This is a genomic window from Mycolicibacterium sp. 624 (genome assembly GCF_040548615.1).
GTDB lineage: Bacteria > Actinomycetota > Actinomycetes > Mycobacteriales > Mycobacteriaceae > Mycobacterium.
Genome location: NZ_JBEPRZ010000004.1, coordinates 37,642 through 61,045, shown reverse-complemented (window position 1 = coordinate 61,045; position 23,404 = coordinate 37,642). Strand labels below are relative to the sequence as shown.

Genomic DNA, 23,404 nt, shown 5'->3' with positions numbered 1-23,404 from the left:
TGCACATCGCCTCCGCACGTCACCATGCGCGGCCTCAGTCCGTGTCGGCTTCGGCCTGCGCCGCCGTGGAATTCGCGGCGTCCGGTTCCTCGACGGAATCGACCACCCCGACCATGGCGTGCCGCAGCACGTAGTCGCCGAGCTTGTAACCCTGACGCATGACCGTCCCGATTACGGGATTGGAGCCGTCGCCCTCGTGCTGCACAGCCTCGTGCAGCGATGGGTCGAACACATCGCCCTCGGCACCGAAGGCCACCAGTCCGATGCCCTCAAGTGCCCCGGAGAGCTTCTCGGCCACCGACTTCAGCGGACCGGACTCCAGATCACCGTGGCCGCGGGCCCGGTCGAGATCGTCGAGCACGGGCAACAGCTGCATGACGGCGGAGGCCTTCCCCCGCTCGGCGGCAACCTGCTTCTCGCGGTCGGTGCGCTTGCGGAAGTTGTCGTACTCGGCCTTGACCCGCTGCAGCGTGGCCTTCAGTTCTGCGGCTTCGTTGGACTCGTCCGGCGTGACCGCCTCCGGCTCCGACCCACTGGGGGCCGGGCCGGAGGCCGCATCACGGACTGCTCCGGTGTCGGGGTCGATACGCCGCTTGTCGGTGATGGTCACCGGTTCGTCGTGCGGATCTCCCTGCGTCACTTGTTCTCCTGGGTCTCATCCTCGTCGACGACCTCTGCGTCGACGACGTTGTCGTCGGCTGCTGTGGCGGACCCTCCGTCAGCCGACTGCTCGGCCTGGGTGGCCTCGTAGATCGCCTGACCGAGCGCCTGGGACTCGACTCCGAGCTTCTCCATCGCGGCCTTGATAGCCGAGATGTCGGTGCCCTCGAGTGCCGTCTTGGCCTCGGTGACGGCCGCCTCGACCTTGCCCAGCGTCTCCTCGGGAACCTTGGATCCGCCCTCGGCCTCTCGCTGCTCCTTGACGAACTTCTCCGTCTGGTAGACAAGCGATTCCGCCTGATTGCGGACGTCGGCCTCTTCGCGACGCTTGCGGTCCTCCTCGGCGTGCGCCTCGGCGTCCTTGATCATCCGATCGATGTCCTCCTGGGAGAGGCCGGAGCCCTCCTGGATCTTGATCGTGTTCTCCTTGCCGGTGCCCTTGTCCTTGGCCGTGACGTGCACGATGCCGTTGACGTCGATGTCGAAGGTGACCTCGATCTGCGGGACTCCGCGCGGAGCCGGCGGGATGCCGGTGAGCTCGAAGGAGCCGAGCAGCTTGTTGGCCGAGGCGATCTCACGCTCACCCTGGAAGACCTGGATCTGCACCGACGGCTGATTGTCGTCGGCCGTGGTGAAGGTCTCGCTGCGCTTGGTCGGGATGGTGGTGTTGCGCTCGATGAGCTTGGTCATGACGCCACCCTTGGTCTCGATGCCGAGGCTCAGCGGGGTCACGTCGAGTAGCAGCACGTCCTTGACCTCGCCCGCCAGCACACCGGCCTGCAGCGCGGCACCCACAGCGACAACCTCGTCGGGGTTGACGCCCTTGTTGGGCTCCTTGCCGCCGGTCAGTTCCTTGACCAGCTCGGTGACCGAGGGCATACGGGTGGAACCGCCCACCAGGACCACGTGGTCGATCGCGCTCACCGAGATGCCGGCGTCGGCGATGACCGACTGGAACGGCTTGCGGGTGCGGTCCAGCAGATCTTGGGTGATCTTCTGGAACTCGGCCCGAGTGAGCTGCTCATCGAGGAACAGCGGGTTCTTGTCGGCGTCAACCGTGATGTAGGGCAGGTTGATCGATGTGCTCTGGCTCGAGGACAGCTCGATCTTGGCCTTCTCGGCCGCTTCACGAAGCCGCTGCAGGGCCATCTTGTCCTTGGTCAGGTCGATGCCCGCCGAGGCCTTGAACTTGTCGACCAGCCACTCGACGATGCGATCGTCCCAGTCGTCGCCACCGAGGTGGTTGTCGCCGGAGGTCGCACGGACCTCGACCACGCCGCCGCCGATGTCGAGCAGCGAGACGTCGAATGTGCCACCGCCAAGGTCGAAGACGAGGATCGTCTGCTCCTTGTCGCCCTTGTCCAGGCCGTAGGCCAGGGCCGCGGCGGTGGGCTCGTTGACGATGCGCTGCACCTCGAGACCGGCGATCTGGCCGGCTTCCTTGGTGGCCTGACGCTGGGCGTCGTTGAAGTACGCCGGGACGGTGATGACCGCGTCGGTGATGTCCTCGCCGAGGTACGCCTCTGCGTCGCGCTTGAGCTTCATCAAGATGCGCGCGCTGATCTCCTGGGCGGTGTAGTCCTTGCCGTCGATCTCCACGGACCAGTCGGTGCCCATGTGGCGCTTGACCGAACGGATGGTCCGGTCGACGTTGGTGACCGCCTGGTTCTTGGCGGGCTGCCCGACGAGAACCTCGCCGTTGCGCGCGAACGCGACGACGGACGGGGTGGTGCGTGAACCCTCTGAGTTCGCGACGACCACGGGGTCGCCGCCTTCAAGGACTGCGACGACGGAGTTGGTGGTCCCGAGGTCGATTCCGACCGCACGAGCCATAGTGTTGCCTCCTGAATAGCTTTATTGGGGTCTGAGTGGACCACGCTCAAGCTTTCCCGGCTGACGTTCGCTTGTCAACCTAGAGTTGAGCCTGTTCCACTCAAGTGTCGAACCTTCCAACGGGGTGCCCTGCGGATTTGTTCCCGCCTACTCCGGGATTCCTCAAACGACACTCACGCCTGGGGCCCGCCCACTATCCATATGGCTATGCCTGCACCGGTAGACCTGGCTCGGATCGGCGGACTCGCGACGTCCCTGGCGACGTCATTGGGGATCGTGGCGGTGGTGATGGCCGGCGTCGCTGCGGCGGAACCATCAGCGCCGTCCGGGCCGTCGGGGTCAGAGTCGTCATCGGAGTCGTCGGCGAGTTCATCGGCCACGGATTCGACAACGCCGAGCGATGACGTCGCATCGACACCGACGTCGTTACCGTCGTCGACGGAGAGCGCCTCGTCGGGCTCACCGTCGAGCACGGTGTCCTCATCATCGGGGACGGCCTCCCCCGCCGCACCCGGCGTTGTGGTGAGCAACGGAGGCGCGCACACCGGCTCGCACTCGACGTCGGACCCTCGATCGGCGGCCGATCAAACACCCTCTGTGGCAACGATTCCCAGCGTGACCGTGCCGCTACTGGATGACGTCACCCCGCAGACCCCACCAGCATCCAAGCGCCGCGACCGGACGAAACCCACGTCTTCGATCCCCTCGGCCGGTGCTAGCCGTCCCCAGGCCGAGACGACAGACGCGACCGATACGGCGGGCACGGACGAGCCCACCACGGCGTCCCCGCCCGTCCGCAGTGATGCCAGCACCCCGCCGACGTCCACCGTGACGGTCGCGTCCGAGACGGTTCCGTCAGCTGCGGTGCTCGAACCCGAGCCGGATGCGCCGGCCACTGTGCCGCACAAGCCAGCCGACTCCATGGTGGCGGCGATAACGAGTCTGGTGACCTCGCTCATCAGCCCCTTTGCCGGCAACGCACCGACTGCGCCCGCGCAGTCACCGGCGATGTGGACGCTGCTGGCCGCCGCGCGGCGGGAGACCTTCGGCACGTCGCCCACCCTTTCCGCGGTTGGCAATCCGGTGACGACCGCACTCACCACGACCGAGCCCATCGCACCCGCCCCATCGCCGGTTGTCGCCATCCCGCAAGTGGCACCCCTGGCGTGGTTGCAGCAGATTCCCATCCTCGGACCGATCGTCGTGACCCCGATCGTCGAGTTCATCCATCAGATCCCGATCATCAGTGACGTCCTCCATCCGTTCATCGGTTATCCGGTGCAGTGGGGCCGGCCGCACGGCAGCCCCGTCTCGCGCGACGTCAAGGTGATCTCGTTCGACGGCACGCCGATCTATGTCCATTTCATGCCTGCGGCCGGGCTTCACGCAGGACAGAAGGCGCCCACCGTCCTCTACGGTCCCGGTCTGGGCATGCCCGGCGCGACGAACCTCAACGGCACCGTGGTTGACGACATCCTCACCGACGCCGTGGGCATGGTGAGCATCGCGACACTGCGCGCCGCCGGATACAACGTCGTCACGTGGGATCCGCGCGGCGAATGGCGTTCGGGCGGTGTGCTGGAACTCAACTCGCCGGAGTTCGAGGCCCGCGATGTCTCTGCCATCATCAGCTGGGTGGCCGCACAACCAGAGGCCCGGCTCGACAGTGCGATTGGACTGGACCCGCGGATCGGCATGGTCGGGGTGTCGTACGGCGGCGGCATACAACTGGTGACCGCCGCCACCGACCATCGGGTCGATGCCATCGTGCCGACGATCGCCTGGAACAGCCTCAACAGCTCGCTGTACAAGGCCGGGGCGTTCAAGAGCGGCTGGGGCACCCTACTGTCCGGGGCCCTCGTATTCACCCTTGCCGACGTCAATCCGCGGATCTATCCCGCGGCGATCGTCGGCGCCCTGATCGGAGCCATGTCGCAGGCCGACCAGGACCTGCTGGCCGAGCGGGGTCCAGACTTCCTGCTGGACAACATCACTGCGCCGACCCTGCTTATCCAGGGCACCGTCGACACGCTCTTCACGCTGCAGGAGGCCAACGCGACCGCGCTGGCGTTGATTGAGAACGGTGTCCCGACAAAGGTGGTGTGGTTCTGCGGCGGCCACGGCGCCTGCCTGAACAATCTGTTCGACCTCAGCGATGGCGCGCTGATCGAGCGGCGAACCCTCGAGTGGCTCGACCTCTACGTGAAGGGCGTGCCGGTGTCGACCGGCCCGCAGTTCGAGTGGGTCGACCAGAACGGGCAGTGGTTCTCGTCAGAGAACTACGTTCTGCCCCAGGGTGATCCGCTCGTCGCGACGCTGAACGGTGGCGCCACCCTGCCGCTGCTCCCGTACCTGGGCGGCTCGGGCCTGCCCTTTGTCCCGTTGAGCTTCAAGGCAATCAATGCCGTGAACCTCACCGTTCCGGCAGCGGCGACGACGACCTATCTCGTTGGCGCGCCGGAACTCACCCTCACCTATTCGGGCACAGGTGTCAGCCGGCACGTCTACGCCCAGCTGGTCGACGACACCACCGGTTTGGTGCTGGGATACGTGGTCACCCCGATACCGGTGACGCTGGACGGGCAGACGCACACGGTCACCGTCGCGCTGGAGCAGGTGGCGCACACGCTGCGTCCGGGTCAGACCGTGACCCTGCAGCTCGTCTCCACCGCGGGGCTCTATGCGACGGTCGTTCCTCCGCTGGGCGTCCTGAACGTGTCGAGCATGCAGCTCACGCTGCCTGCCGTGGACGCCGCGGCCGTGTCGCCATCGTCCACGCGACAGCTGGCGCACGCCTCAGCAGCATGAACGTGTTGCACTTCTGGTCCGGCCACCTGGAGGCGACGGGTGTCGGTTCGCCCGTCAACAGCAAAATGATCTAGGGCATATCCCCTGCCCTCAGTACCGCCCATCGCGTCACATCGCGCTTGCCAGAACTTGGCGATCTTTGGCGCAAGCATCGGGATGACGGACGACTACCATTCGTACCGCACAACTGCTGGCCGGTCCAAGACGTCCTCACTAGACGTGTACTAGCCGGTAACACGGTGTGTCCAGCGCCCTGGCAGCGAGCGTTCCCAGTAGTGGAACCGGTTACAACTAACTTTCTACGTAGTGGATCTCAAAAATAAGTTACGTTGGACCTAGTTTGCCGTACTGGACACAAACCGCCACCGGCCAGCTATTTCTTTCAACTGACAAGTAACGGGGCTCCCATGCCGCTGCGCGGCAGTAGAACGAGTTTCAAATATTTGCGATTTCACAGGCTCCGCTCAGATATGGTCACGGTCGTCAATATCGTCGCGGTGCATCGTCGCGGTACATCAAGGAGATTCGTGCAGATCAGCGTTCGCTCTTACCTCACGGCGGGTGTCGCACTGGCCGGTGCCAGCGCCATCGCCCTCACCCCCATCAGCCCCGTCACCGCCGCTGCCCCGGAAGCCCTGATGTCCCGCGCCGCAGTGTCCACCGCCTCGGTGCAACTCTCGGCCTTCTCGAACCCCTTCACGCCGTACGTGGACCTCGTCGGGAACACGATCGGCAACGTCGCGTACATCGGCACCGAGTGGCTCTCCCAGCCCTTCCCGTTCCTGGGTCAGTCCATCAGCAACGGACTCGGGTACGCAGAGCAGTACGTGACCGCTATGACGGGATTCGTCAAGGGGATGGCGGAGTGGGCCACCGGGACCAGCGCGGACCCATACGGGACCCTGCCGGCGGCGCTGAGAGAGGCCGCCAACGCGCTCAAGACGGGCAACATCGAAGGCGCCGTGCAGGCGCTCAACATGTCTTTCGTCGTGATGTTCCTCAGTGGCCCCATCAGCTTGATGAGCCTGTTGGAAATCCCGGTGAGCATCTCGAAGAACGTCACGGCAGCACTCGAGGCGGTCAACTCGCAGGTGATGTGGCTCGGACTGGGCTTCCTGCAGAACACCCTGGGCGTCACCACCGCGATGGGGAACAGCGCCCAGGCGATCTTGGACGCGATCCGCGTCGGCGACCTGGCGGGGGCAGTGAACGAGGCCATCGGCGCACCCGCCAAGGTCCTCGACACGCTGATCAACGGGCTTGCAGGCACCTCTCTGCCGGGGCTCATTTCCCATGGCCAAAATGGCGGCGTCCCCGGCCTGCTCTACACGCTGTTGGTGAGTGTGCCCCGGGCAATCGCGGCGGCGATCAAGCCTCCGGCACCGCCATCGCTGGCCGACGTTGCCTCGCTACCCGAAGCGACCGCAACGCTGGTCTCCTTGGAGGCCGCACCGGCCCTGGCCGTCGAGGCACCCAAGGTCGAGGTCGTGTCGGGATCCACAACACCCGCGCCGGAGACGACCGTGGAAACGCCCGCCACGACTCCGGTGGTCGAGGTGACCGCCCCCGAGGTCGCACCGGAACCCACAACACCGATCGAGGCGGAAGTGCCGGCCACGGCCACCGAGCCGGTGTCGACCGAGCCGAGCACGACGGCACCGGCCGAGGGTGAGACCACCGACCCCGACACCACCGTCACGCCCGTCGATACCAAGGACGGCAACAAGGTGGTGCCCGTCGTCAAGGCTGGGGCCAACAAGACCTCCGGCGACCGGACCCAGGCGGGGCTCAACGCCCTCAGCGATCAGGTCGGGGCCGCGGCCAAGAACTTCGGCGACGGCATCAAGAAGGCCCTCGGCGGAAACCGCAGCAGCTCCAGCTCGAGCAGCAGCACCGGCAGCGACGCCGGCGGCAGCAACGAGTAACCACACCAGCTAAACCCGCGGGCCCCCTCCTTCCACCAGAAGGAGGGGGCCTTCGGTTTAAGTGCCGAGAGCCATGTCGGCGCAAGGTGCCGCAACTGAATCCGTAGATTCTTGAGTGGCCGGGTCTGCCAGTTCGTTGCAGGATTCGCCTGACCGGTACGAGCTGTTGCGTCGCATGACCACCCCCACGGGCCTAGGCTCGCAACGTGCAGTCGTGGGCATGACACAGGTTGACCGGGACGCCCACGCGCGAACCCGAAGGCCCGCGCGCGAATCCAGTGTTGCGATAACGAACGAACATTACCGCTGAGTAACCTAACCGTGCTTACGGCGCGCACGCCTGCCAGCAACCCCATGACCACGCCCGTCAAAATTTTGCCGCATACGCAATCATTTGAGTGTCGACACCTCAAGGCAGCGCCGTTGCGACGGCACTGAACAGGATGTTTCCGAATCCAGTCCCCAAATTTGCGGGGGCGGCGTGGCCTTTGACACCCGTCAAGCGAGGTTCTCCAATTTGCGGACGAACGAACTTACTCCCGGGTAACGTCTGCGCGGTCCTAATTCACGGCCCCGTAAAAGGAGATCAAATGCACGTTGCTGCCCGGCCCTACCTGGCTGCAGGTGTGGCGCTGGTGGGCGCCAGTGCCCTCGCGCTCAGTCCCATCGCACCGATCCCGGACGTCCAACTTCCGGAGATGCACGCCTCGTCCGCAGCGGTGGAACTCTCGGCGCTGACCAACCCCCTCGAACTGTGGGGACAGGTCATCACGACTGCGTCTCAGAATGTGGGCAGCCAGTTCCAGACGTGGCTCGAGGACCCCGCCCCGATCCTCAGGCAGATCATCGCCAACCAGCTGTACAGCGCAAATGTCCTGATCACCACGATGCAAGGGCTGGGCGACGCCTACGCCTCGGCGCTGTCCCCCAACAATCCGTTCGGCGCGCCAGCGACAATTCAGCAGGCGTTCGGTCAGATCGCGGCCGGGCAGGTCGAAGCCGGGATCCTCACCCTCTCATCGCTCGGCTTGGTTCTCGGACTACCGCTGATCAGCGCCAGCTTCCCCATTGCGGGCGTTCTCGCTCAGCCGTTCACGAACCTCGGGAAGCTGGTCAACATCATCCCGTCGGTGCTGCCGTCGGTGCTGCTGTATGGGGTGATCGGCCCGATGAACTCGTCGCTCGTTGCCACGGGTCACGTCATTGACAGCCTCGGGAGCGCCCTGCGCACCGGCGATCTGGCAGGTTTCGTGAACGCCATGGTGAACGCCCCGGCCACGGTCACCGGCGCATTCCTCAACGGATTCGTCTCCGGCGGCTTCGACCAGGGCGGTTTCCTCGGTAACAGTGGCGGCGCCGCGTTCTCCGCTGTCGGCGCCATACTGGGCGCGATAAAAACCATTGCCAACGCGATCGCGACACCCGGTGCGGATCGCGACAATCTGTTGGGCAACTTGTCTGGGCTGTCGGCCTTTGGATTGAGCACCACGACCGCCGAGACGTCCGCAACGGACGTGAGTGCCACGCCGAGTCTCACCGCCGCGCTGGTGTCGCTGAACGGAACGCCGCAGAAGGACACCGTCTCGGCCTCGACTGCCACCGCCCCCGTGGAGACCGCGACCGAGCCCACCGTGGACACTCCCGCCACCGCTCCGGTCGTCGAGGTGACCACTCCGGAGGTCACACCGGAACCGGCAACACCGATCGAGGCGGAAACTCCGGCCGTCACGGAAACTGTGCCATCCGAGGCGAACCCGGCCGCACCGGCCGACGGTGAAGCCACTGACCCTGACACCACCGTCACGCCTGTCGACACCAAAGACGGCAACAAGGTGGTGCCTGTCGTCAAGGCCGGGGCCAACAACAAGTCCGGCGATCAGACTCAGGCAGGCCTCAAGGCCCTCGGCGATCAGGTCGGGGCCGCGGCGAAGAACTTCGGCGACGGGATCAAGAAGGCCCTCGGCGGCGACCGCAGCACCTCCAGCGCCACCTCGAGCAGCAGCACCAGCTAGTCAGGCAGGCCCCTCCTTCAGCCAGAAGGAGGGGCCTTTCTGCGAGATCCTCCCACCCAGAGTCCTTGCGCTGGGCAATAATGCCGCGGTGGAATTGACACCTGAGCTGCGGCCGCTCGCGCAACGCCTGTGGGACGACGCCCGGCGCCGGCCGACGCACCTGCGCCCCGGCGCACTCCCCGGACCGTTGCGCGCGCTGGCGATCGTCAGTTGGATCGGCGCTGCGGTCATGTTGGCATTCGGCTTCATTCCGGGGCTCTTCGCCTTCGAGGAACACTCACTGTTCGACGGCGAACTGGTCTTCAAATACTCGCCGACCTGGCCTCTGCTGTGCGGTATCGCCATTGGTTCCGGCATCGCGGCCGTCGGCTATGTCTTTACGGCCACCAGCGAGAACGCCCCGCGCCACCACTCCGCCCTGGCCTGGTGCGCCGGTATCGCCACTCCGCTGATCCCCATCCTGTCCCTGGCGATCAATCGCTCATGGCAGGCGATTCCGGCGGCCGCCTCATGGCTGGCCGCCGCCAGCATCGTGATCACCTGCCTCCACGTCCGCCACCGGCCCGCCGGACCGTGGCTCAGCATTCTGCTCGCCTGCTTGGTCGCCGCACCGTGGATCCCCTCCATTTACGCCAACATCACGTTCGGACGTGCCCTGAACGCCGACGTGCCAGCAGATCCCAACGATCTACTCACCATGCTCCTCGCCAACATCCCCACCCAGACCTACGTCTTCGGCATATCACTCGCATTCGTCGCCGCCATGGCGACCGGCGGCGTGGCGCTCGCCGCGCACTCGCGGTCAGCCATCGCTCATCACGTCTCCCGACACCGCGCGGGGTGGGGTTTCACAGCCGTCCTGTGCGTGATCGCCGTCGTCATCATCGTGCTCGAGGTCAACAACGTCGCCGACATCTCCTCCGGCTTCCTGGAGGGCTACTGGACACCCGGCCACTGGGCGACCTGGCCGCACGCCATCATCGTCGCGGTCGCGATCGCCTACGTGACGCAGCGCTCGTTTCAGTCACCGCTGACCCAACGTGGTGATGTGGCAACGACATTGGCCATCGGTGTCAGCGCCCTGTCCAATCAGATTCTCATCGGCGTCTTGACGATCGTGAACCTGATCGCGAACGCGATCACCGGACCGGAAGGTGACGCCATCCAGCCGTCCATCGAACTCAGCCTCGTCATCATGTGGGGGGCACTGCTTGTACTGGTACCCGTCGCGCTACGAGCGCGGTGGCGTGGCACGGTCGGGCAGCTGGTCGCCAGGGTGGGCTTGCTGTTCCTGGTGCCTATGTACATCGCCCTGACAGCCGAACAGCTGGGCTTCGTCAGGGCCGTCCCGTTTTGGTCGAAACCATCCCAGATCGTCATATGCCTCACCGTCATCGGCTGTGTTGCAACGGTCTTGGGCCTGTTTCGTCGACCGACACTGTTCTCGGCGGAGATGACGAACCGGTTGGTGCTCATTCCGCTGCTGATCGTCGTCGGAGCGTCCTGGCTGCCCAACGTCATCGCAGCCCCGCTGGCGCCGATCATCGCAGTCACGGCCGCACTGTTCGCGCTGCTGTGGGCGATACCGCCGGACTCCGGACGTGCGCACACCGGCGTCGTCCTCACGGTGTCGGCACAGTTGTTGCTGGTGGCTGCCGCCGCTGGGATCGTCACCACCTATCCGGACTTATCGGCTGGCGACACGACGTTCGCGCTGCTGCTCTTCGCCGTTCCGTTGAGTGCCCTGCTGTGCGCCAATGTGAGGCCCGCCGAGGAACCGACCTCCGACGAGCCGGATGAAATGCCCGAAGAAGCGCCGCCACCAATGACGATGGTCTAGGTACCCGCCGCGGCGGCGCTGATCTGCGCTCCGACGCTGGCATCGTCGATTTCGAATTGCGCCAGTAGGGTTTTCAAAGTCACGGTGTGCTCCGCCGCCAACTGACGAACGTGCATGTCGTTAGTCGGGCTGATCTTCGCGTAACCGGCGAGAGGGCTGCCGGGCACCAGGCTCACAGTCCCGTTGTCTGCCACCCCCCACCCCTGCCCCTCGAGTTTGGCCACGCTGTCCAAGACCTGCGAGCGACTGTTCGTCAAGCGGGACATCGCCTGGCCGAGCGCCTCTCGCAGTCTGTCCAACGCGGCTGCGAGTCGTTCCAACTGCCCTACGATCTGATCGCTGCGTTTCTGCGCCGCGTCCCCGGCGTTCCCGATGACGGCAGTCTCGAGGTCCTGCTTCTTCTGCGTCATGAGCGAAACGAATGTAGTGGCGGCGCGCTCCTGCACGATCGCGAGCTTCGCCTCAATCCAGTTCGTGTCGGTCGCCTCGACCTGACTGATCGTGATCATCGTCGGCTAGAGGTTCATCGGATTGGACAGGTTGACGGCGGCGTCGGCATCGGTCGCCTCGTAGCGCTCCGCGGCCAGTTTGAGGGCCGCGGCCTGCTTGTTCATATCGCGGACTACGTCGTCGATGAGGGCGTCGAAGGCTTCCCCCGCGACGACACACGCGTCGGCGGTGTTTAAGCCGGCCAGCGCGCTCGGCGCACTTCCGAGGTCCTCACCCAGCCTTGTCGCTGCCGTCTGATCGGCAATTTCCTGCTGCGTGCGCGAGAGTCGCCGCAACTCGTCGGGATCGAACTTCAAGGGGCGAGCGGGCACAGCAGTGATCCTATTCCTCGTACGTGGTCCGTCGACGCACCAAATTGCCGCACACCGAGCACACCGAGGCTGTCCCCCGATCGGTGGACACCGGATTCACCCGGTGGCTCCACCACTTACCCGACATACATCCTCCTGGAACCGCGACATAGTTATCTCAACGCCGAAACACACCGGCAGAGAAACCAAAAGCACACCCAGACAGAAGGATTCAAGAAATGACCAGCATCGCACGCCTGATCGCCCTGCCCATCGTCTCCGCCGGCATCATCGGCGGCGCCGCCCTCGGACTGGCCGGCATGGCCAACGCCCAAACCGCACAGGCCCCCACCGGCCCCGGCTACTCCTACGCACCCGTGGTCAAGGCCCACCCCGCCCCCACCCAGACTCCCGGCTGGCACAACCACCACGGCCCCCAGCACGTCGCCGGCCTAGCCGCCCGCTGAACTCCCAGCTCTGAAAGCAGTGGGCCCCCTCATCGAGGGGGCCCACTGGTCTAGGAGGTGGTGGTGTCGGGTCCGTCAGCCGTTTCGGCGATAACCGCTCGGCGAGACACCCACCCGACGCCTGAAGGCGGTCGCGAAGTGATTCGGCGTGGAGAACCCGACGGCGGCGCTGATCTCGGTGATGGTGAGCGAGGTACTCAGCAGCTGCGACTTGGCCCGATCGATGCGCCGGTCCAGCAGGAACTGATACGGCGTGGTGTGGAACGCGGCGGCGAACGCCTTGATGAACTTGCCAACTGACATCCCGGCAAGATCCGCGAGAGCCTCCAGCGTGATCTCCGAGTCCAGACCGTCCTCGACGAACTCGAAGAGCGCGGATCGAGTCGCGGCGTCCAGAACGTCGGGCCCCGGCCTGAGTCGAGGTTTGGGCGGGGCGTAGGTGCAGGTGTCCACAATGTGCAGGCGCAGCGACTCCGCCAGCGAGTCCCTGAGCAGCCGGGACATCCCGTCATCGCGACCGACGAGCGTGGCCAAACCCTCAGTCAGCTGATGGATGAGTGGATCGCGTTTCTTTACTCGCGGTAGTGCCGCACTGCCGACGGCCTGCGCGGGAATGGCGATCTCGCAGAATCCGGTGGGCTCGCCACCCTGGACAACCGACGTGCGCCGCTCTCCTGCGGGCACCACCCAGACATCGCCCACCTGAGGTGGTCCGCCACCCGTCGGCCCCCAGTCGATATCGGTATCCATCGATCGCAGACTGCCCTGGCGATGCACATAGATCAGGTGCCGTGAGTCGTCGAAACAACTCCAGTCGGTAGGCGTCTGAACTTGCTCGGTGTCGAACCGGAGACGCAAGCCACGCGCCGCTAGATCTTGCCGCGCCAGCACGATCCGCGGTGTCAGGGGCTGCTCACCGTCGTTGCGCGACACGGCGGAAGCCTACAAGCCCAGAGGGCTGTCGCCCCCAGCACAGAGAGGTACGCGCCGGCCCGCGGCGACCAATGCGGTGGAGACCACCCGCACCGAACCGTCCGGGCCCCTGTTCTGCGCAGCGCGGCGCAGCGCCGGGGCCAGTCGGTCGCGGTCGGCTGGCGTCAGCGCGGCGTAGCCCGGCATGAAGCCGTAGAGCCGATCCCTGTCGGCAACGAATGCCTCGAGCGACGGACCGGTCCAGATCACCTCGACCTCGCGAACCTCGACGTCCTCGAATCCGACCGCACCCATCGCCGTCTGCAGGACAGCCGGCGATCGCAGCAGCGTGACACCCTCCCCGTCAGGTGGGAAAAGCGCGACCTCGGGGAACGTCGTACGCAATGCCTCCACGAGGATCGGCACCGGTCCGACCCCGCGGGGATCTGTCCAGGTGCTGATGCAGCCGTGGCCACCCGCGCGCGTGGCGCGCGCAAGCTCGCGAAGGCCTTGGCGCCAGTCCGGCAGATTCACGACCCCGAACATCGAGAAGACCGCGTCGAAGGCACCGTCCTGTACGTCGAGTGCCTGGCCGTCCATGACCTGGGCGGTGCAGTTCGCGTAGGGGCCGAGCCGTTGCGACAGCCGGGCCACCATGGCGGGCGACAGGTCCGTCGCCCGTACCCGTGCTCCGGCCTCGGCGGCAGCCACACTGAGCCCCCCGGGACCGGCTGCAACGTCGAGGACGCTCGTACCCGATCTGACCCCGCCCACCATCGCGAAGGCCGTCGAAACGCACTGCCGTGTCAGAGGTTCAGCGGTGGCCTCATAGAACTCGACCATTCCCGATTGCATGGCCTCGTCCACCCGACGATTCTGCACATAGCCCGCCTCGTGGAGCAAGTACGTTTGCCGTCGCGGCAAATCACCGCGTCACTCAACGCCGCGCGTTACACCCGCAGCTGTCGGCAACGGCCAGCGTCACACCCAGCTTGCCATCCACCGGCGCCGGTGCCCCACCGTCCGATGACACCCCATTGAGCGCCAAATCGATTCCACGGCACGCTATCTCACCGATGTCCTGCTGCACTGTGGTGAGTGCCACCTGCGCATACTCGTTGCGAGCGTCACCGTCGAAGGCGACGACGGGCACGTCCTCGGGCACGCGCAGCCCCGCATCGGCCAGGGCGCGCAGCACCGCACCGGACTGCAGGAACGTGCCGACAACCACCCCGTCGGGGACGCCGTGCTCCTCAAGCGAGACCCGCACCGCGCGGTAGGCGCCGGCCAGGGTCAGATCGGTCGCGATGTGGCGGCCCGAACCGCGGGCGACGGATTGATAGCCCTCGAATCGCTGCCGAACGGTGTCGCGATCGCCGTGTTGGACATGCTGATCGGTGAAGCCGCCGACGAAGGCCGTCGACGTCCGTTTGTGCGCGCCGATGAGGTGCTCCGCGGCCAGCGCACCCGCGCGGACATGGTCGGAGCACACGATCTGCGTGCCCGTGACGCCCCGGTTGCTGTGCACCCACACCAGCGGGATGCGGGATTCCTCGCACACCCGCCCGACCGCGGCACCGTCAACCATCCCGGCGACGAGCAGACCGTCGACCCCGGCATCGGCGAACGACCTCGCCAGTTCCACCTCGGCCGCGGCGTCGAACCCGGTGCTGCCGGTCAGGACCAACTGCCGTCGGGCGCGCGCCTCACTCTCGATCGACCCGGCGAGCATGCCGTAGAACGGCAGCGTCACATCCGGGATCAGTAGGCCCACCTGCCCCCACCTCGTCCGGCGCCGCAAGGCCCGTGCATGACGGTCGGGACGGTAGTCGAGATCTGCGACAGCCTCAATCACGCGGGCCCGCAAGGCATCCGAGACGCGCTTACCGCCGGGGTTCAGCACGTAGCTGACCACGGCCGTCGACGTCCCCGCCCGGCGTGCGACGTCGACGATCGTCACCCGTTTCACGTCATCCCCTCATCGATAGAACGCCGAGCCTACGGATCTCAGCCGCGCTGCTAATCGTTTAGATCCGCCCGATCCGAACCCTGTCTCGGCACGAACATCGTCCGTAGAAATGTCGTTCATGGCCTTAGCTCAACTCAGCGGTGTCACCTACCTCGACCCGGACCGTGCCCACCCGAGCTTCGTGCTCTACACCGCACCCGACGGCGTCACGCGATTGATCGACCTGAACGGGGAGGTCCGCAACGAGTGGCCCTTCGCCGGCGTACCGGCCCGTGTTCTCGACCCGGCGATCAACGGTGGCCGACTCGGCGATATCGGCGTGCAACTGTCCGACGCACCCGATTCCCGGGGCGGCATCTACGCCAACCGCACCGTCGGGCAGGTGTCGTGGACCGGCGAGACACTCTGGGAGTGGGGTGCGCAGGCACCCGGCGGCGCGGCGCGGCAGAACCACGACTGGGAACTGCTGCCGAACGGCAACTTCCTGTTCCTGGTCACCATCCCCCGCGTGGTTCCCGGACTCGGCGACGAACCCGTCGGCGACCAGGGCCTCTACGAGGTCACCCCGGCGGGCGACATCGTCTGGGAATGGCTTGCGGGCGATCACCTCTCGGAGTTCGGCTTCTCTCCCGAAGGGTTGGCCTCCCTTCGGGCGGCGGCAGTCCGGGACCCCGGAAACCCATGGGGCTACCTGGAGATCAACAGCGCCAAGAGCATCGGGCCTAACAAGTGGCACCGCGAGGACCCGCGGTCGGTGTTCGGACCGGACAACATCCTGATCGGCGCCCGCAAGGCCAATGTCATCCTGCTCATCGACAAGCGCAGCGGCGCCATCACGTGGCGGTTGGGGCCCTATTTCGATGCCGTTCCCGGTTCGGAGCATCAGCGGATCAACACCCACCACGTGCCACGTCCCCTCGACCAGATCTCGGGCCAGCACAACCCGCACATCATCGCCGACGGCCTACCGGGGGCGGGCAACGTGCTGATCTTCGACAACCAGGGCGGCGCCGGCTATCCGCCTGCACCCCTGGGCATCTACGCGGGTTCCCGTGTCCTCGAAGTGAATCCGGTCACGCGCGACATCGTCTGGCAGTACACCGCGGAGGACTCCGGCCAGCCGACATGGACGTTCTTCAGCTCGTTCGTCAGCAACGCCCAACGCCTGCCGAACGGCAACACACTCATCACCGAGGGCATGCAGGGCCGGCTGTTCCAGGTGACACCGGACGGCCAGATCGTGTGGGAGTACTTCACACCATCCACCGGCCTCGGCGTGGCGGGCGAGCCCGAGGTCAAGACACCCCGCGTGCCCGGCGTCGACCGGCTCAGCGAGACCCGGATGATCTACCGCTCGCAGGCTGTCCCCTTCGAGTGGGTGCCCGCGGGAACACCCCACTCGCAGAAGCCGATCGACAGAAGATTCGGTTGAGCGTGCGGAGCCGGGGCGGACGCGCGGCCGCACTCGCGGTCGGGTTGGCGATCGTCGTGCTGCTGTGGTCGGTGGTCGCCGCGACCGGCGTCTTCCCGCGCGCACTGTTCCCCACCGTTCCAGAGATCGGTAGCGCCGGATGGGGCATGATCGCCCGGGGCGACCTCGGGCCCGACATCCACGCCAGTCTGCTGCGCGCCGCGGCGGGATTCGGCATCGGGGCGATCGCTGGTTTCGGGCTCGCCGTGCTGACCGCAGCGACCACGGCGGGCCGACTTCTCATGCAGCCGATTCTGCGACTCTTCGCACCCATTCCGACGATCGGCCTGGTGCCGCTGGCCATCCTGTGGTTCGGCCTGGGCGAGGAGAGCAAGGCAATCGTCGTGGCGCTCGGAGTGTTCGTCCCGGTGTGGATCAACAGCCACGCCGGGCTGTCGACGACCCCGGTCGACTTCATCCAGGCCGCCCGCTGCCTGGGCGCGACGCGCTGGCACACCCTGACCAGGGTCGTCATTCCCGAGGCCGCACCCGATATCGCGGCAGGCCTAAGAGTCGGCGCGGCAATGGCATTCGTGCTCATCGTCGTGGCCGAGATGACCGGGACAACCAACGGGCTCGGCTATCGCATCTACCAGTCACAGCTCTTCTCTCAGGCCGACCGACTGATCTTCTGCCTCGTCATCCTCGGGATCCTCGGTGCCGTCGTCGATCAGCTGCTGGTCCGGATCACCGCGCCGGTGACCCGGTGGGCCGAACAGGAGCGATGACGTGACACTGCGCGCGCACGGCCTGACCGTCCGCCACGACGGCCAGACGGAACCCTCGCTGCGTGACGTCGACCTGGAGTTCCCCGACGGGTCGTTCACGGTGCTCGTCGGCCCCTCCGGCAGCGGAAAGTCCACGCTTCTGTACTGCCTCGCGGGCCTCCTACAGCCAACCGAGGGACGCGTCACCGACGGTGATGAGGTCGTCACCCGCCCGGATCCGCGACTTGGCATGGCCTTTCAACGGGACATCCTGTTTCCCTGGATGAGCGTCGAATCCAACCTGAACTTCGCGCTCCGAGCCAGGTCGCTGCCATCGCGGGAACGCCCGGCCAAGGTCAGGGAGCTACTAGCCGCTGTCGGCCTCTCCGAAGACGTTGCGCGGCAGCGACCCAACCAGCTCTCGGGTGGGATGCGCCAACGGGTTGGCCTTGCGCGTGTGCTCGCCGGCGAGCCCGACGTCATGCTCATGGACGAGCCCTTCGCCGCACTGGACGCCCAGACCCGCTTGCGCATGCAGGATCTGGTGGTCGAACTGTGGTCTCGGCTGCGGCGGACCGTCGTCTTCGTCACCCATGACGTCGATGAGGCGATCCGGCTGTCCGACCGCATCGTCGTGCTGTCCGACGGCGGTGTGCGCAGCCGTGTGGACAACCCGCTCCCCAGACCCCGGCCCGCCGACAGCCTCGCCGAACTCGACGGCTACAGCGCGATGAGGCGGTGGCTGCACCACGAACTAGAGCCCACCCCAACCACTCTCACCACAACAGGAGATCACCGATGAGACACCTCAAACGCCGCGCCGCCGGTGCGTTACTGGCCACCGCGGCGATTATCGCCGCCGCCACCGGATGCACGTCGAACTCGAGTGCCGAACGCGAACTCACCGTCGGTTTCGTCGTTGATCCGTCGTGGTCGCACATACCGGTTGGCGCGCAGGAGGGCTACTTCGAGAAGCAGGGCATCAAGGTCAAGGTCATCAACTTCTCCACCGGTGTCGAGGCGTTGCAGGCGCTCACCGCGGGCCAGGTCGACGTCACCACCGCGGCAGCGGTGCCGTCCTCTGCGGCCCTGGTCAAGACCCCGTCGCTACGCGTTGTCGCCGACGGGTCGCGGTGGAACGGGTCGCGCATCGTCGCCCGCAAGGAATCGGGCATCGCTACTCTGGCCGACCTCAACGGCAAGAGCATCGGCACACCGTTGGGCACCAGCGCCGCCTACTTCGCCACCAGCGTGCTCGAGAGTTCGGGCGTTGACGCCAAACTCGTCCAGGTCGCCCCGTCGGCGATGGTGACGGCCGCGACGCAGGGCAACGTCGACGCGATCTCCATCTTCCAGCCGTATCAGGCGCAGACCATCGCGGCACTCGGGGAGGACGCCGTGCTGCTCAAGCCGGGGACGGACGCCTTCGTCGACCACTGCCTGTACCTGACCACCGAGTCGGCGGCCAAGGACAAGACCGCGGATCTCGCGGCGTTCTTCACCGCGCTCGGCGAGGCGAGCAAGGACCTCACCAACCAGACCGATGGCGCGGTGTCCGCCGTCGCCGAGGCGACCCAACTCGATCCCACGCTGGTCAAGAGCGTGCTGTCGGAGTACGACTTCACGCTGCAACTGCAGCCTGCGCTGGCCGACGACCTCGCCAGGCTCGGCGCATGGGCCAAGGCCAACGACAAGATCGACGCCAATGCCACGCTGCCCGACTACGCGCAGCTTCTCGACAATCGGTTCGTCAAGTAGCGGCTACGATCGATCAGATTGCACTGAGGGTCGCCAATCTCGCCGAAACGCGACCCTCAGTGCAATCTCGGTGCCAAGTCGCCGCGACCGGCGCACCATGAGTTGATGGACACCGCGGTCGACGAAATCGGTGCTGGCGTGTTCCGGCTGTCCACGTGGATTCCGGACATCACCGAGCACGGCTTCACCTTCAACCAGTTCCTGCTCACCGGTGACGAGCCTTTTCTGTTCCACACCGGTCAGCGATTCCTCTTCCCACACGTGTCCGCGGCCATCGAACGGGTCATTCCGCTCGATGCTCTGCGCTGGATCTCGTTCGGCCACCTCGAGGCCGACGAGTGCGGCGCGATGAACCTGTTCCTGCACGCCGCTCCGGACGCCGAGGTGATCCACGGCCCGTTGGCGTGCGGGCTCTCGCTGACCGACATGTGCGACCGGCCGCCCGTGGTGGCCACGGCGGAACCGCACGACATCGGCGGCCACCGGCTTCGCTTCATCGCCACCCCGCACGTCCCGCACAACTGGGAGGCGGGCCTGTGGTTCGACGAGACCACCTCGACGCTGCTGGCCGGCGACCTGTTCACCCATGTGGGCCGGTGCCCACCCCTGACCGAGGGTGACGTGGTCGCCCCCGCGCTCGAGGCCGAGGGCATGTTTCACGCCACGGGCCTCACCACCAATCTGGCGCCCACGCTCGAATTTCTCGCCCGGCTGGAGCCGACGCTCGCACTCATGCACGGCAGCTCCTTCCGTGGCGACGGTGCGGCGCAACTGCGGGAGCTGTCGAGGGGCTACGCGGCTATGAACACGGCTTCATAACCATCCCCGGTCGCGAGTTTCACACCCGGAACCCCCTGGGTACCGTGACGGAGTGCGGGCAATGAGTGGGGCAGCGCTACGGGCGCTGACGTGCGCGGCGCTGCTCGGCGTCGCCGCGCTGACCGGGTGCACCTCCACGACCGAGGGGAATCCCCGCTCCGCGGCGCAGAACCCCACCGAGCCGACGTTCCCGACGGAACGGCCGAGCAGGACGTCCGCGACGCCCCCGCCCACTTTCACGCCTCCGCCACCCCTCACCCCACCCGCCGGCGCCGAGGCGCTACCGCCACAGAACGGCTACGTGTTCATCCAGACGAAGTCGGGCATGACGCGCTGCCAGATCAGCGAGCAGGAGGTCGGCTGCGAGGCGCCCTTCACCAACTCGCCGGAGGTCGACGGGTCACCGGCCAACGGCGTCCGACTGACCGCCGAAGGCGACGAGCAGTGGGTCCTGGGCAACCTGGGCGACATTCCCGCTGTCACGCTGGATTACCGCGCCTACACCGCGGTCGGGTGGACCATCGAGGCCAGTGAGGCCGGCACCAAGTTCATCAACAACACCACTGGCCGCGGCATGTTCGTAGCCATCGAGAATGTCGACGTTTTTTGACCAGCACAGTGTTCTAACGGGGGATTCAGATGTCAGTTGCCCAGTCCGAGCGGGCGGGGCTCGTCACCACGATGCGTGGCGTCGGCCCCGATCACCCCACGCTGTGCGGTGAGTGGACCACCCGGGATCTCGCAGCGCACCTCGTGATCCGCGAGCGTCGCATCGATGCCGCGCCCGGCATCCTCATTCCGAAACTCGCCGGCTACACCGAGCGCGTACAGAATCAGGTGGCCGCCGAGAACGACTGGAACGTGCTGCTGGACCAGATCGCCTCCGGCCCGCCGACGCTGTCACCGTTCAAGCTGCTCGATCCGTTGATCAACGTCGGCGAGATGTTCATCCACCACGAAGATGTCCGTCGGGCCGCAAGTGGTTGGGAACCAAGGGATCTCGATGACGCGACGACCGCCGCGGTAGCGCGTCAGGTGCCGCTCATGGGGCGCATGACGATGTCCAAGACTCCCTGCAGCGTGGCTCTGCGCACCCCGGAGGGTAAGACGCTGGCCAACTTCGGGCGCGGACCGAGCGTGACGGTCACCGGGGAACCGGCCGAGCTTCTGCTGTTCGTGTCCGGCCGCGACCAGGTTCGCGTCACCTTCTCCGGCGATGACGACGCAGTGCGGGCCGTACGCGAAGGGCGCGCGGGGCTCTAGGCTGGCCCCCATGGACTTCCGGGTATTCGTCGAACCGCAGCAGGGCGCCACCTACGGCGATCAACTCGCCGTCGCTCAGACCGCCGAGGCGGCGGGCTACTCGGCCTTCTTCCGGTCCGATCACTACCTGGCGATGAGCGGTGACGGCCTGCCCGGACCCACCGACTCCTGGGTGACGCTGGGCGGTATCGCCCGCGAGACCTCGACCATCAGGCTCGGCACGATGGTCACCTCGGCCACGTTCCGGCACCCGGGCGTGCTGGCGATCTCGGTCGCTCAAGTGGACGAGATGAGCGGTGGCCGTGTGGAACTCGGCATCGGCGCGGGCTGGTTCGAGTCCGAGCACCAGGCGTATGCGATCCCGTTCCCCGCGCTGGGCGAGCGCTTCGACCGCCTTGGCGAACAGCTCGACATCCTGACCGGCCTGTGGACCACGCCAACCGGGCAGACCTTCGACTACAACGGGGCGAACTACCGCGTCGTCGACTCCCCCGGACTGCCCAAACCCGTGCAGACCCCGCATCCGCCGATCGTCATCGGCGGCGGCGGACCCAAGCGCACCCCCGCGCTAGCAGCCAAGTACGCAACGGAGTTCAACATCCCGTTCGTGCCGCTCGACACGCTCAAGGCGCAGTACGCGCGGGTGGCGGCGGCCGTCGCCGACGCCGGCCGGGCCGCCGACTCGCTGACCTACTCGGCGGCGTTCGTGCTGTGCGCAGGTCGCGATGAGGCCGAGGTGACGCGTCGCGCGGCCGCCATCGGACGAGAGGTCGACGAACTGCGCAGCAACTCACCGCTGGCGGGCACGGCTGGCGAGATCGTGGACCGGCTGGGACCGTTCGTCGAGGCCGGTGTGCAGCGCGTCTACCTACAGACGCTGGACATGTCCGATCTCGACCATCTCGAGTTCTTCGCCACCGAGGTGATCCCCCAGCTCGGCTGACCGGGCACCCCGAACGTCGGCGCGGCTACTATCAGTGCCCGTGACCGGCGACAGTGACAACCGCGACTCGGGCGAACCGCCGGAGCCCGCGTGGCACGAGCAAACGTCAACCCTGGTCGCCGCCAGCGCGGCGGCCATCGCCGTCCTCCTGATCGCCTACTTCCTGATCTCGACGATCGTCGGTGATGGCGACCCCGACCCCGCCCGGCAGTACTACCTGGAGCCCAGTGCCACCTCCAGTCGCACGTCATCGACGACGACGACCCAGACGGTGACCAGCACACGCGCGCCGATCACCACCGACATCAACCCCGGTGACGAGACGACCACGTCGGGTTCGGAGACCACATCGGGTACCGAGACGACCACCTCGGAGACCAGCGAAACCACGACGACGACCACGGAGACGACCGAGGACGAGACCACGGAGACGACCGAGGACGAGACCACTCGGATGCGGCCCCGTCTCAACGAGACACGCACGCTCTACCCTCGGCCCTGACCGGTCGGCCGCATAGCATCTCCCTACATGACTCGTAGCGGACCTCCCGACGATCCCAACGATCCCAACTACTACTCGGACAGCGAACCCACCGCGTACGCGAACTACGGCACCGGCGGCTACGCCGAGCAGAGCTATCCGGGCGAGCCGACGCAGCAGATCTCGTATCCGCCCGAACCCGAGACGCCCTGGTATCGCAAGCCGCCCGCGCTGGTGGGGTTCGGCGCCGTGGCCGCGCTCCTGGTCGCGGCGATCATCTACGTCGCGTTCAACATGGGCGCGGACGACTCTGCGCCGTCAGACGCCACGACGACCAGTTCGCAGACCAGCACGTCGGCCGCCGTGGTACCCGTGCCGAGCGGCACCGTGACCGTCACGCAGTCACCTACTGCCACCGAGACCACCGCGCCACCGACGACGACCGAGTCGACGTCCACCACGACCACGACCACGACCACCACCCCCACCACGACGACGACCACCACCACCGTCCCGCCGACGACAAGCACGAGCACCAGCACGGTCACCGAGACCAAGACGAAGACCGAGACGGTGACGCCGCCTGCGCCGGAGCCCGGGCAGCCCTGACCCAGGAGTTCCCGCCGGGCCCCTACCCCTGACCTCCGACAGATTCGGTGTGTCTGCCCGGAGTTATCCACAGTCGTGAATCCATCCACAGGCTGCGGTTTTAGTGCTGGCACTTGTCTGCAGACCG

At 66.5% G+C, this 23,404-nt stretch carries 23 protein-coding genes; 15 read left to right on the top strand and 8 right to left on the bottom strand.

The window, feature by feature from the left end; translation table 11 throughout:
* Positions 1-34 precede the first annotated feature (34 nt).
* The 3 genes from grpE to ABIA65_RS16875 form a co-directional block, all read right to left on the bottom strand.
* Positions 35-640 (bottom strand): nucleotide exchange factor GrpE, encoded by a 606-nt coding sequence (gene grpE / locus ABIA65_RS16885; RefSeq protein ID WP_354524269.1) that lies wholly within the window; start codon positions 638-640, stop codon positions 35-37.
* Entirely contained in the window at positions 637-2,493 is a 1,857-nt protein-coding gene (gene dnaK / locus ABIA65_RS16880) for a molecular chaperone DnaK (protein WP_241401354.1), read from the bottom strand. The genes grpE and dnaK overlap by 4 nt, the downstream gene beginning before the upstream one ends.
* Positions 2,494-2,666: 173 nt before the next feature.
* The gene (locus ABIA65_RS16875; protein ID WP_354524268.1) at positions 2,667-3,038 is read right to left on the bottom strand and encodes a hypothetical protein; all 372 of its coding nucleotides are present in this window, start codon (positions 3,036-3,038) and stop codon (positions 2,667-2,669) included.
* Between the two features lie 70 nt (positions 3,039-3,108).
* On the opposite strand from ABIA65_RS16875, the gene ABIA65_RS16870 reads away from it, so the two are divergent.
* The 4 genes from ABIA65_RS16870 (at position 3,109) to ABIA65_RS16855 (ending at position 11,078) form a co-directional block, all read left to right on the top strand.
* Entirely contained in the window at positions 3,109-5,301 is a 2,193-nt protein-coding gene (locus ABIA65_RS16870; RefSeq protein WP_354524267.1) for a CocE/NonD family hydrolase, read from the top strand.
* Positions 5,302-5,828: 527 nt separating this feature from the next.
* On the top strand, positions 5,829-7,226 hold the full coding sequence (locus ABIA65_RS16865; RefSeq protein WP_354524266.1) for a hypothetical protein: 1,398 nt from the start codon (positions 5,829-5,831) through the stop codon (positions 7,224-7,226).
* A gap of 590 nt (positions 7,227-7,816) precedes the next feature.
* Entirely contained in the window at positions 7,817-9,238 is a 1,422-nt protein-coding gene (locus tag ABIA65_RS16860) for a hypothetical protein (RefSeq protein ID WP_354524265.1), read from the top strand.
* Positions 9,239-9,326: 88 nt separating this feature from the next.
* Positions 9,327-11,078, top strand: a complete 1,752-nt coding sequence (locus tag ABIA65_RS16855; RefSeq protein ID WP_354524264.1) for a hypothetical protein — start codon at positions 9,327-9,329, stop codon at positions 11,076-11,078.
* Here ABIA65_RS16855 and ABIA65_RS16850 read toward each other — a convergent pair.
* Positions 11,075-11,587 carry a hypothetical protein gene (locus ABIA65_RS16850; RefSeq protein WP_354524263.1) on the bottom strand — a complete coding sequence of 171 codons (513 nt, stop codon included), beginning with the start codon at positions 11,585-11,587 and terminating at the stop codon, positions 11,075-11,077. The genes ABIA65_RS16855 and ABIA65_RS16850 overlap by 4 nt on opposite strands.
* Before the next feature lie 6 nt (positions 11,588-11,593).
* A complete protein-coding gene (locus ABIA65_RS16845) occupies positions 11,594-11,899 on the bottom strand; it encodes a type VII secretion target (RefSeq protein ID WP_354524262.1) in 306 nt (101 codons plus the stop codon).
* A 218-nt stretch (positions 11,900-12,117) separates the two neighbouring features.
* Between ABIA65_RS16845 and ABIA65_RS16840 the strand changes: the two genes are divergently transcribed.
* Positions 12,118-12,345: a hypothetical protein gene (locus ABIA65_RS16840; protein ID WP_241401362.1), complete on the top strand. Its 228-nt coding sequence runs from the start codon at positions 12,118-12,120 to the stop codon at positions 12,343-12,345.
* Positions 12,346-12,420: 75 nt separating this feature from the next.
* Here the strand turns inward: ABIA65_RS16840 and ABIA65_RS16835 are convergent, their stop codons facing one another.
* From ABIA65_RS16835 to ABIA65_RS16825, 3 genes are all read right to left on the bottom strand, one after another.
* Positions 12,421-13,278, bottom strand: coding sequence for a helix-turn-helix transcriptional regulator (locus tag ABIA65_RS16835; protein ID WP_354524261.1), 858 nt, complete (start codon positions 13,276-13,278; stop codon positions 12,421-12,423).
* A 9-nt stretch (positions 13,279-13,287) separates the two neighbouring features.
* Positions 13,288-14,124, bottom strand: coding sequence for a class I SAM-dependent methyltransferase (locus ABIA65_RS16830; protein WP_354524259.1), 837 nt, complete (start codon positions 14,122-14,124; stop codon positions 13,288-13,290).
* Between the two features lie 70 nt (positions 14,125-14,194).
* Entirely contained in the window at positions 14,195-15,226 is a 1,032-nt protein-coding gene (locus ABIA65_RS16825) for a LacI family DNA-binding transcriptional regulator (RefSeq protein ID WP_354524258.1), read from the bottom strand.
* Positions 15,227-15,344: 118 nt separating this feature from the next.
* Here ABIA65_RS16825 and ABIA65_RS16820 point away from each other — a divergent pair, with 118 nt between their 5' ends.
* The 10 genes from ABIA65_RS16820 (at position 15,345) to ABIA65_RS16775 (ending at position 23,277) form a co-directional block, all read left to right on the top strand.
* Positions 15,345-16,658 carry an aryl-sulfate sulfotransferase gene (locus ABIA65_RS16820; protein WP_354524257.1) on the top strand — a complete coding sequence of 438 codons (1,314 nt, stop codon included), beginning with the start codon at positions 15,345-15,347 and terminating at the stop codon, positions 16,656-16,658.
* Positions 16,659-16,660: 2 nt separating this feature from the next.
* The gene (locus tag ABIA65_RS16815; protein ID WP_241405880.1) at positions 16,661-17,425 is read left to right on the top strand and encodes an ABC transporter permease; all 765 of its coding nucleotides are present in this window, start codon (positions 16,661-16,663) and stop codon (positions 17,423-17,425) included.
* Between the two features lies 1 nt (position 17,426).
* Entirely contained in the window at positions 17,427-18,206 is a 780-nt protein-coding gene (locus tag ABIA65_RS16810) for an ABC transporter ATP-binding protein (RefSeq protein WP_354524256.1), read from the top strand.
* Positions 18,203-19,162, top strand: a complete 960-nt coding sequence (locus ABIA65_RS16805) for an ABC transporter substrate-binding protein (protein WP_354524255.1) — start codon at positions 18,203-18,205, stop codon at positions 19,160-19,162. The genes ABIA65_RS16810 and ABIA65_RS16805 overlap by 4 nt, the downstream gene beginning before the upstream one ends.
* Before the next feature lie 105 nt (positions 19,163-19,267).
* Positions 19,268-19,981, top strand: coding sequence for an oxygen-binding di-iron domain-containing protein (locus ABIA65_RS16800; RefSeq protein WP_354524254.1), 714 nt, complete (start codon positions 19,268-19,270; stop codon positions 19,979-19,981).
* 61 nt (positions 19,982-20,042) lie between these two features.
* Positions 20,043-20,591, top strand: coding sequence for a hypothetical protein (locus tag ABIA65_RS16795; RefSeq protein WP_354524253.1), 549 nt, complete (start codon positions 20,043-20,045; stop codon positions 20,589-20,591).
* 29 nt (positions 20,592-20,620) lie between these two features.
* The gene (locus ABIA65_RS16790) at positions 20,621-21,244 is read left to right on the top strand and encodes a TIGR03085 family metal-binding protein (protein ID WP_354524252.1); all 624 of its coding nucleotides are present in this window, start codon (positions 20,621-20,623) and stop codon (positions 21,242-21,244) included.
* Positions 21,245-21,254: 10 nt separating this feature from the next.
* A complete protein-coding gene (locus ABIA65_RS16785; protein ID WP_354524251.1) occupies positions 21,255-22,187 on the top strand; it encodes an LLM class F420-dependent oxidoreductase in 933 nt (310 codons plus the stop codon).
* 40 nt (positions 22,188-22,227) lie between these two features.
* Positions 22,228-22,689, top strand: coding sequence for a hypothetical protein (locus ABIA65_RS16780; protein WP_354524250.1), 462 nt, complete (start codon positions 22,228-22,230; stop codon positions 22,687-22,689).
* A gap of 27 nt (positions 22,690-22,716) precedes the next feature.
* Positions 22,717-23,277: a hypothetical protein gene (locus ABIA65_RS16775; protein WP_354524249.1), complete on the top strand. Its 561-nt coding sequence runs from the start codon at positions 22,717-22,719 to the stop codon at positions 23,275-23,277.
* Positions 23,278-23,404: the final 127 nt, after the last annotated feature.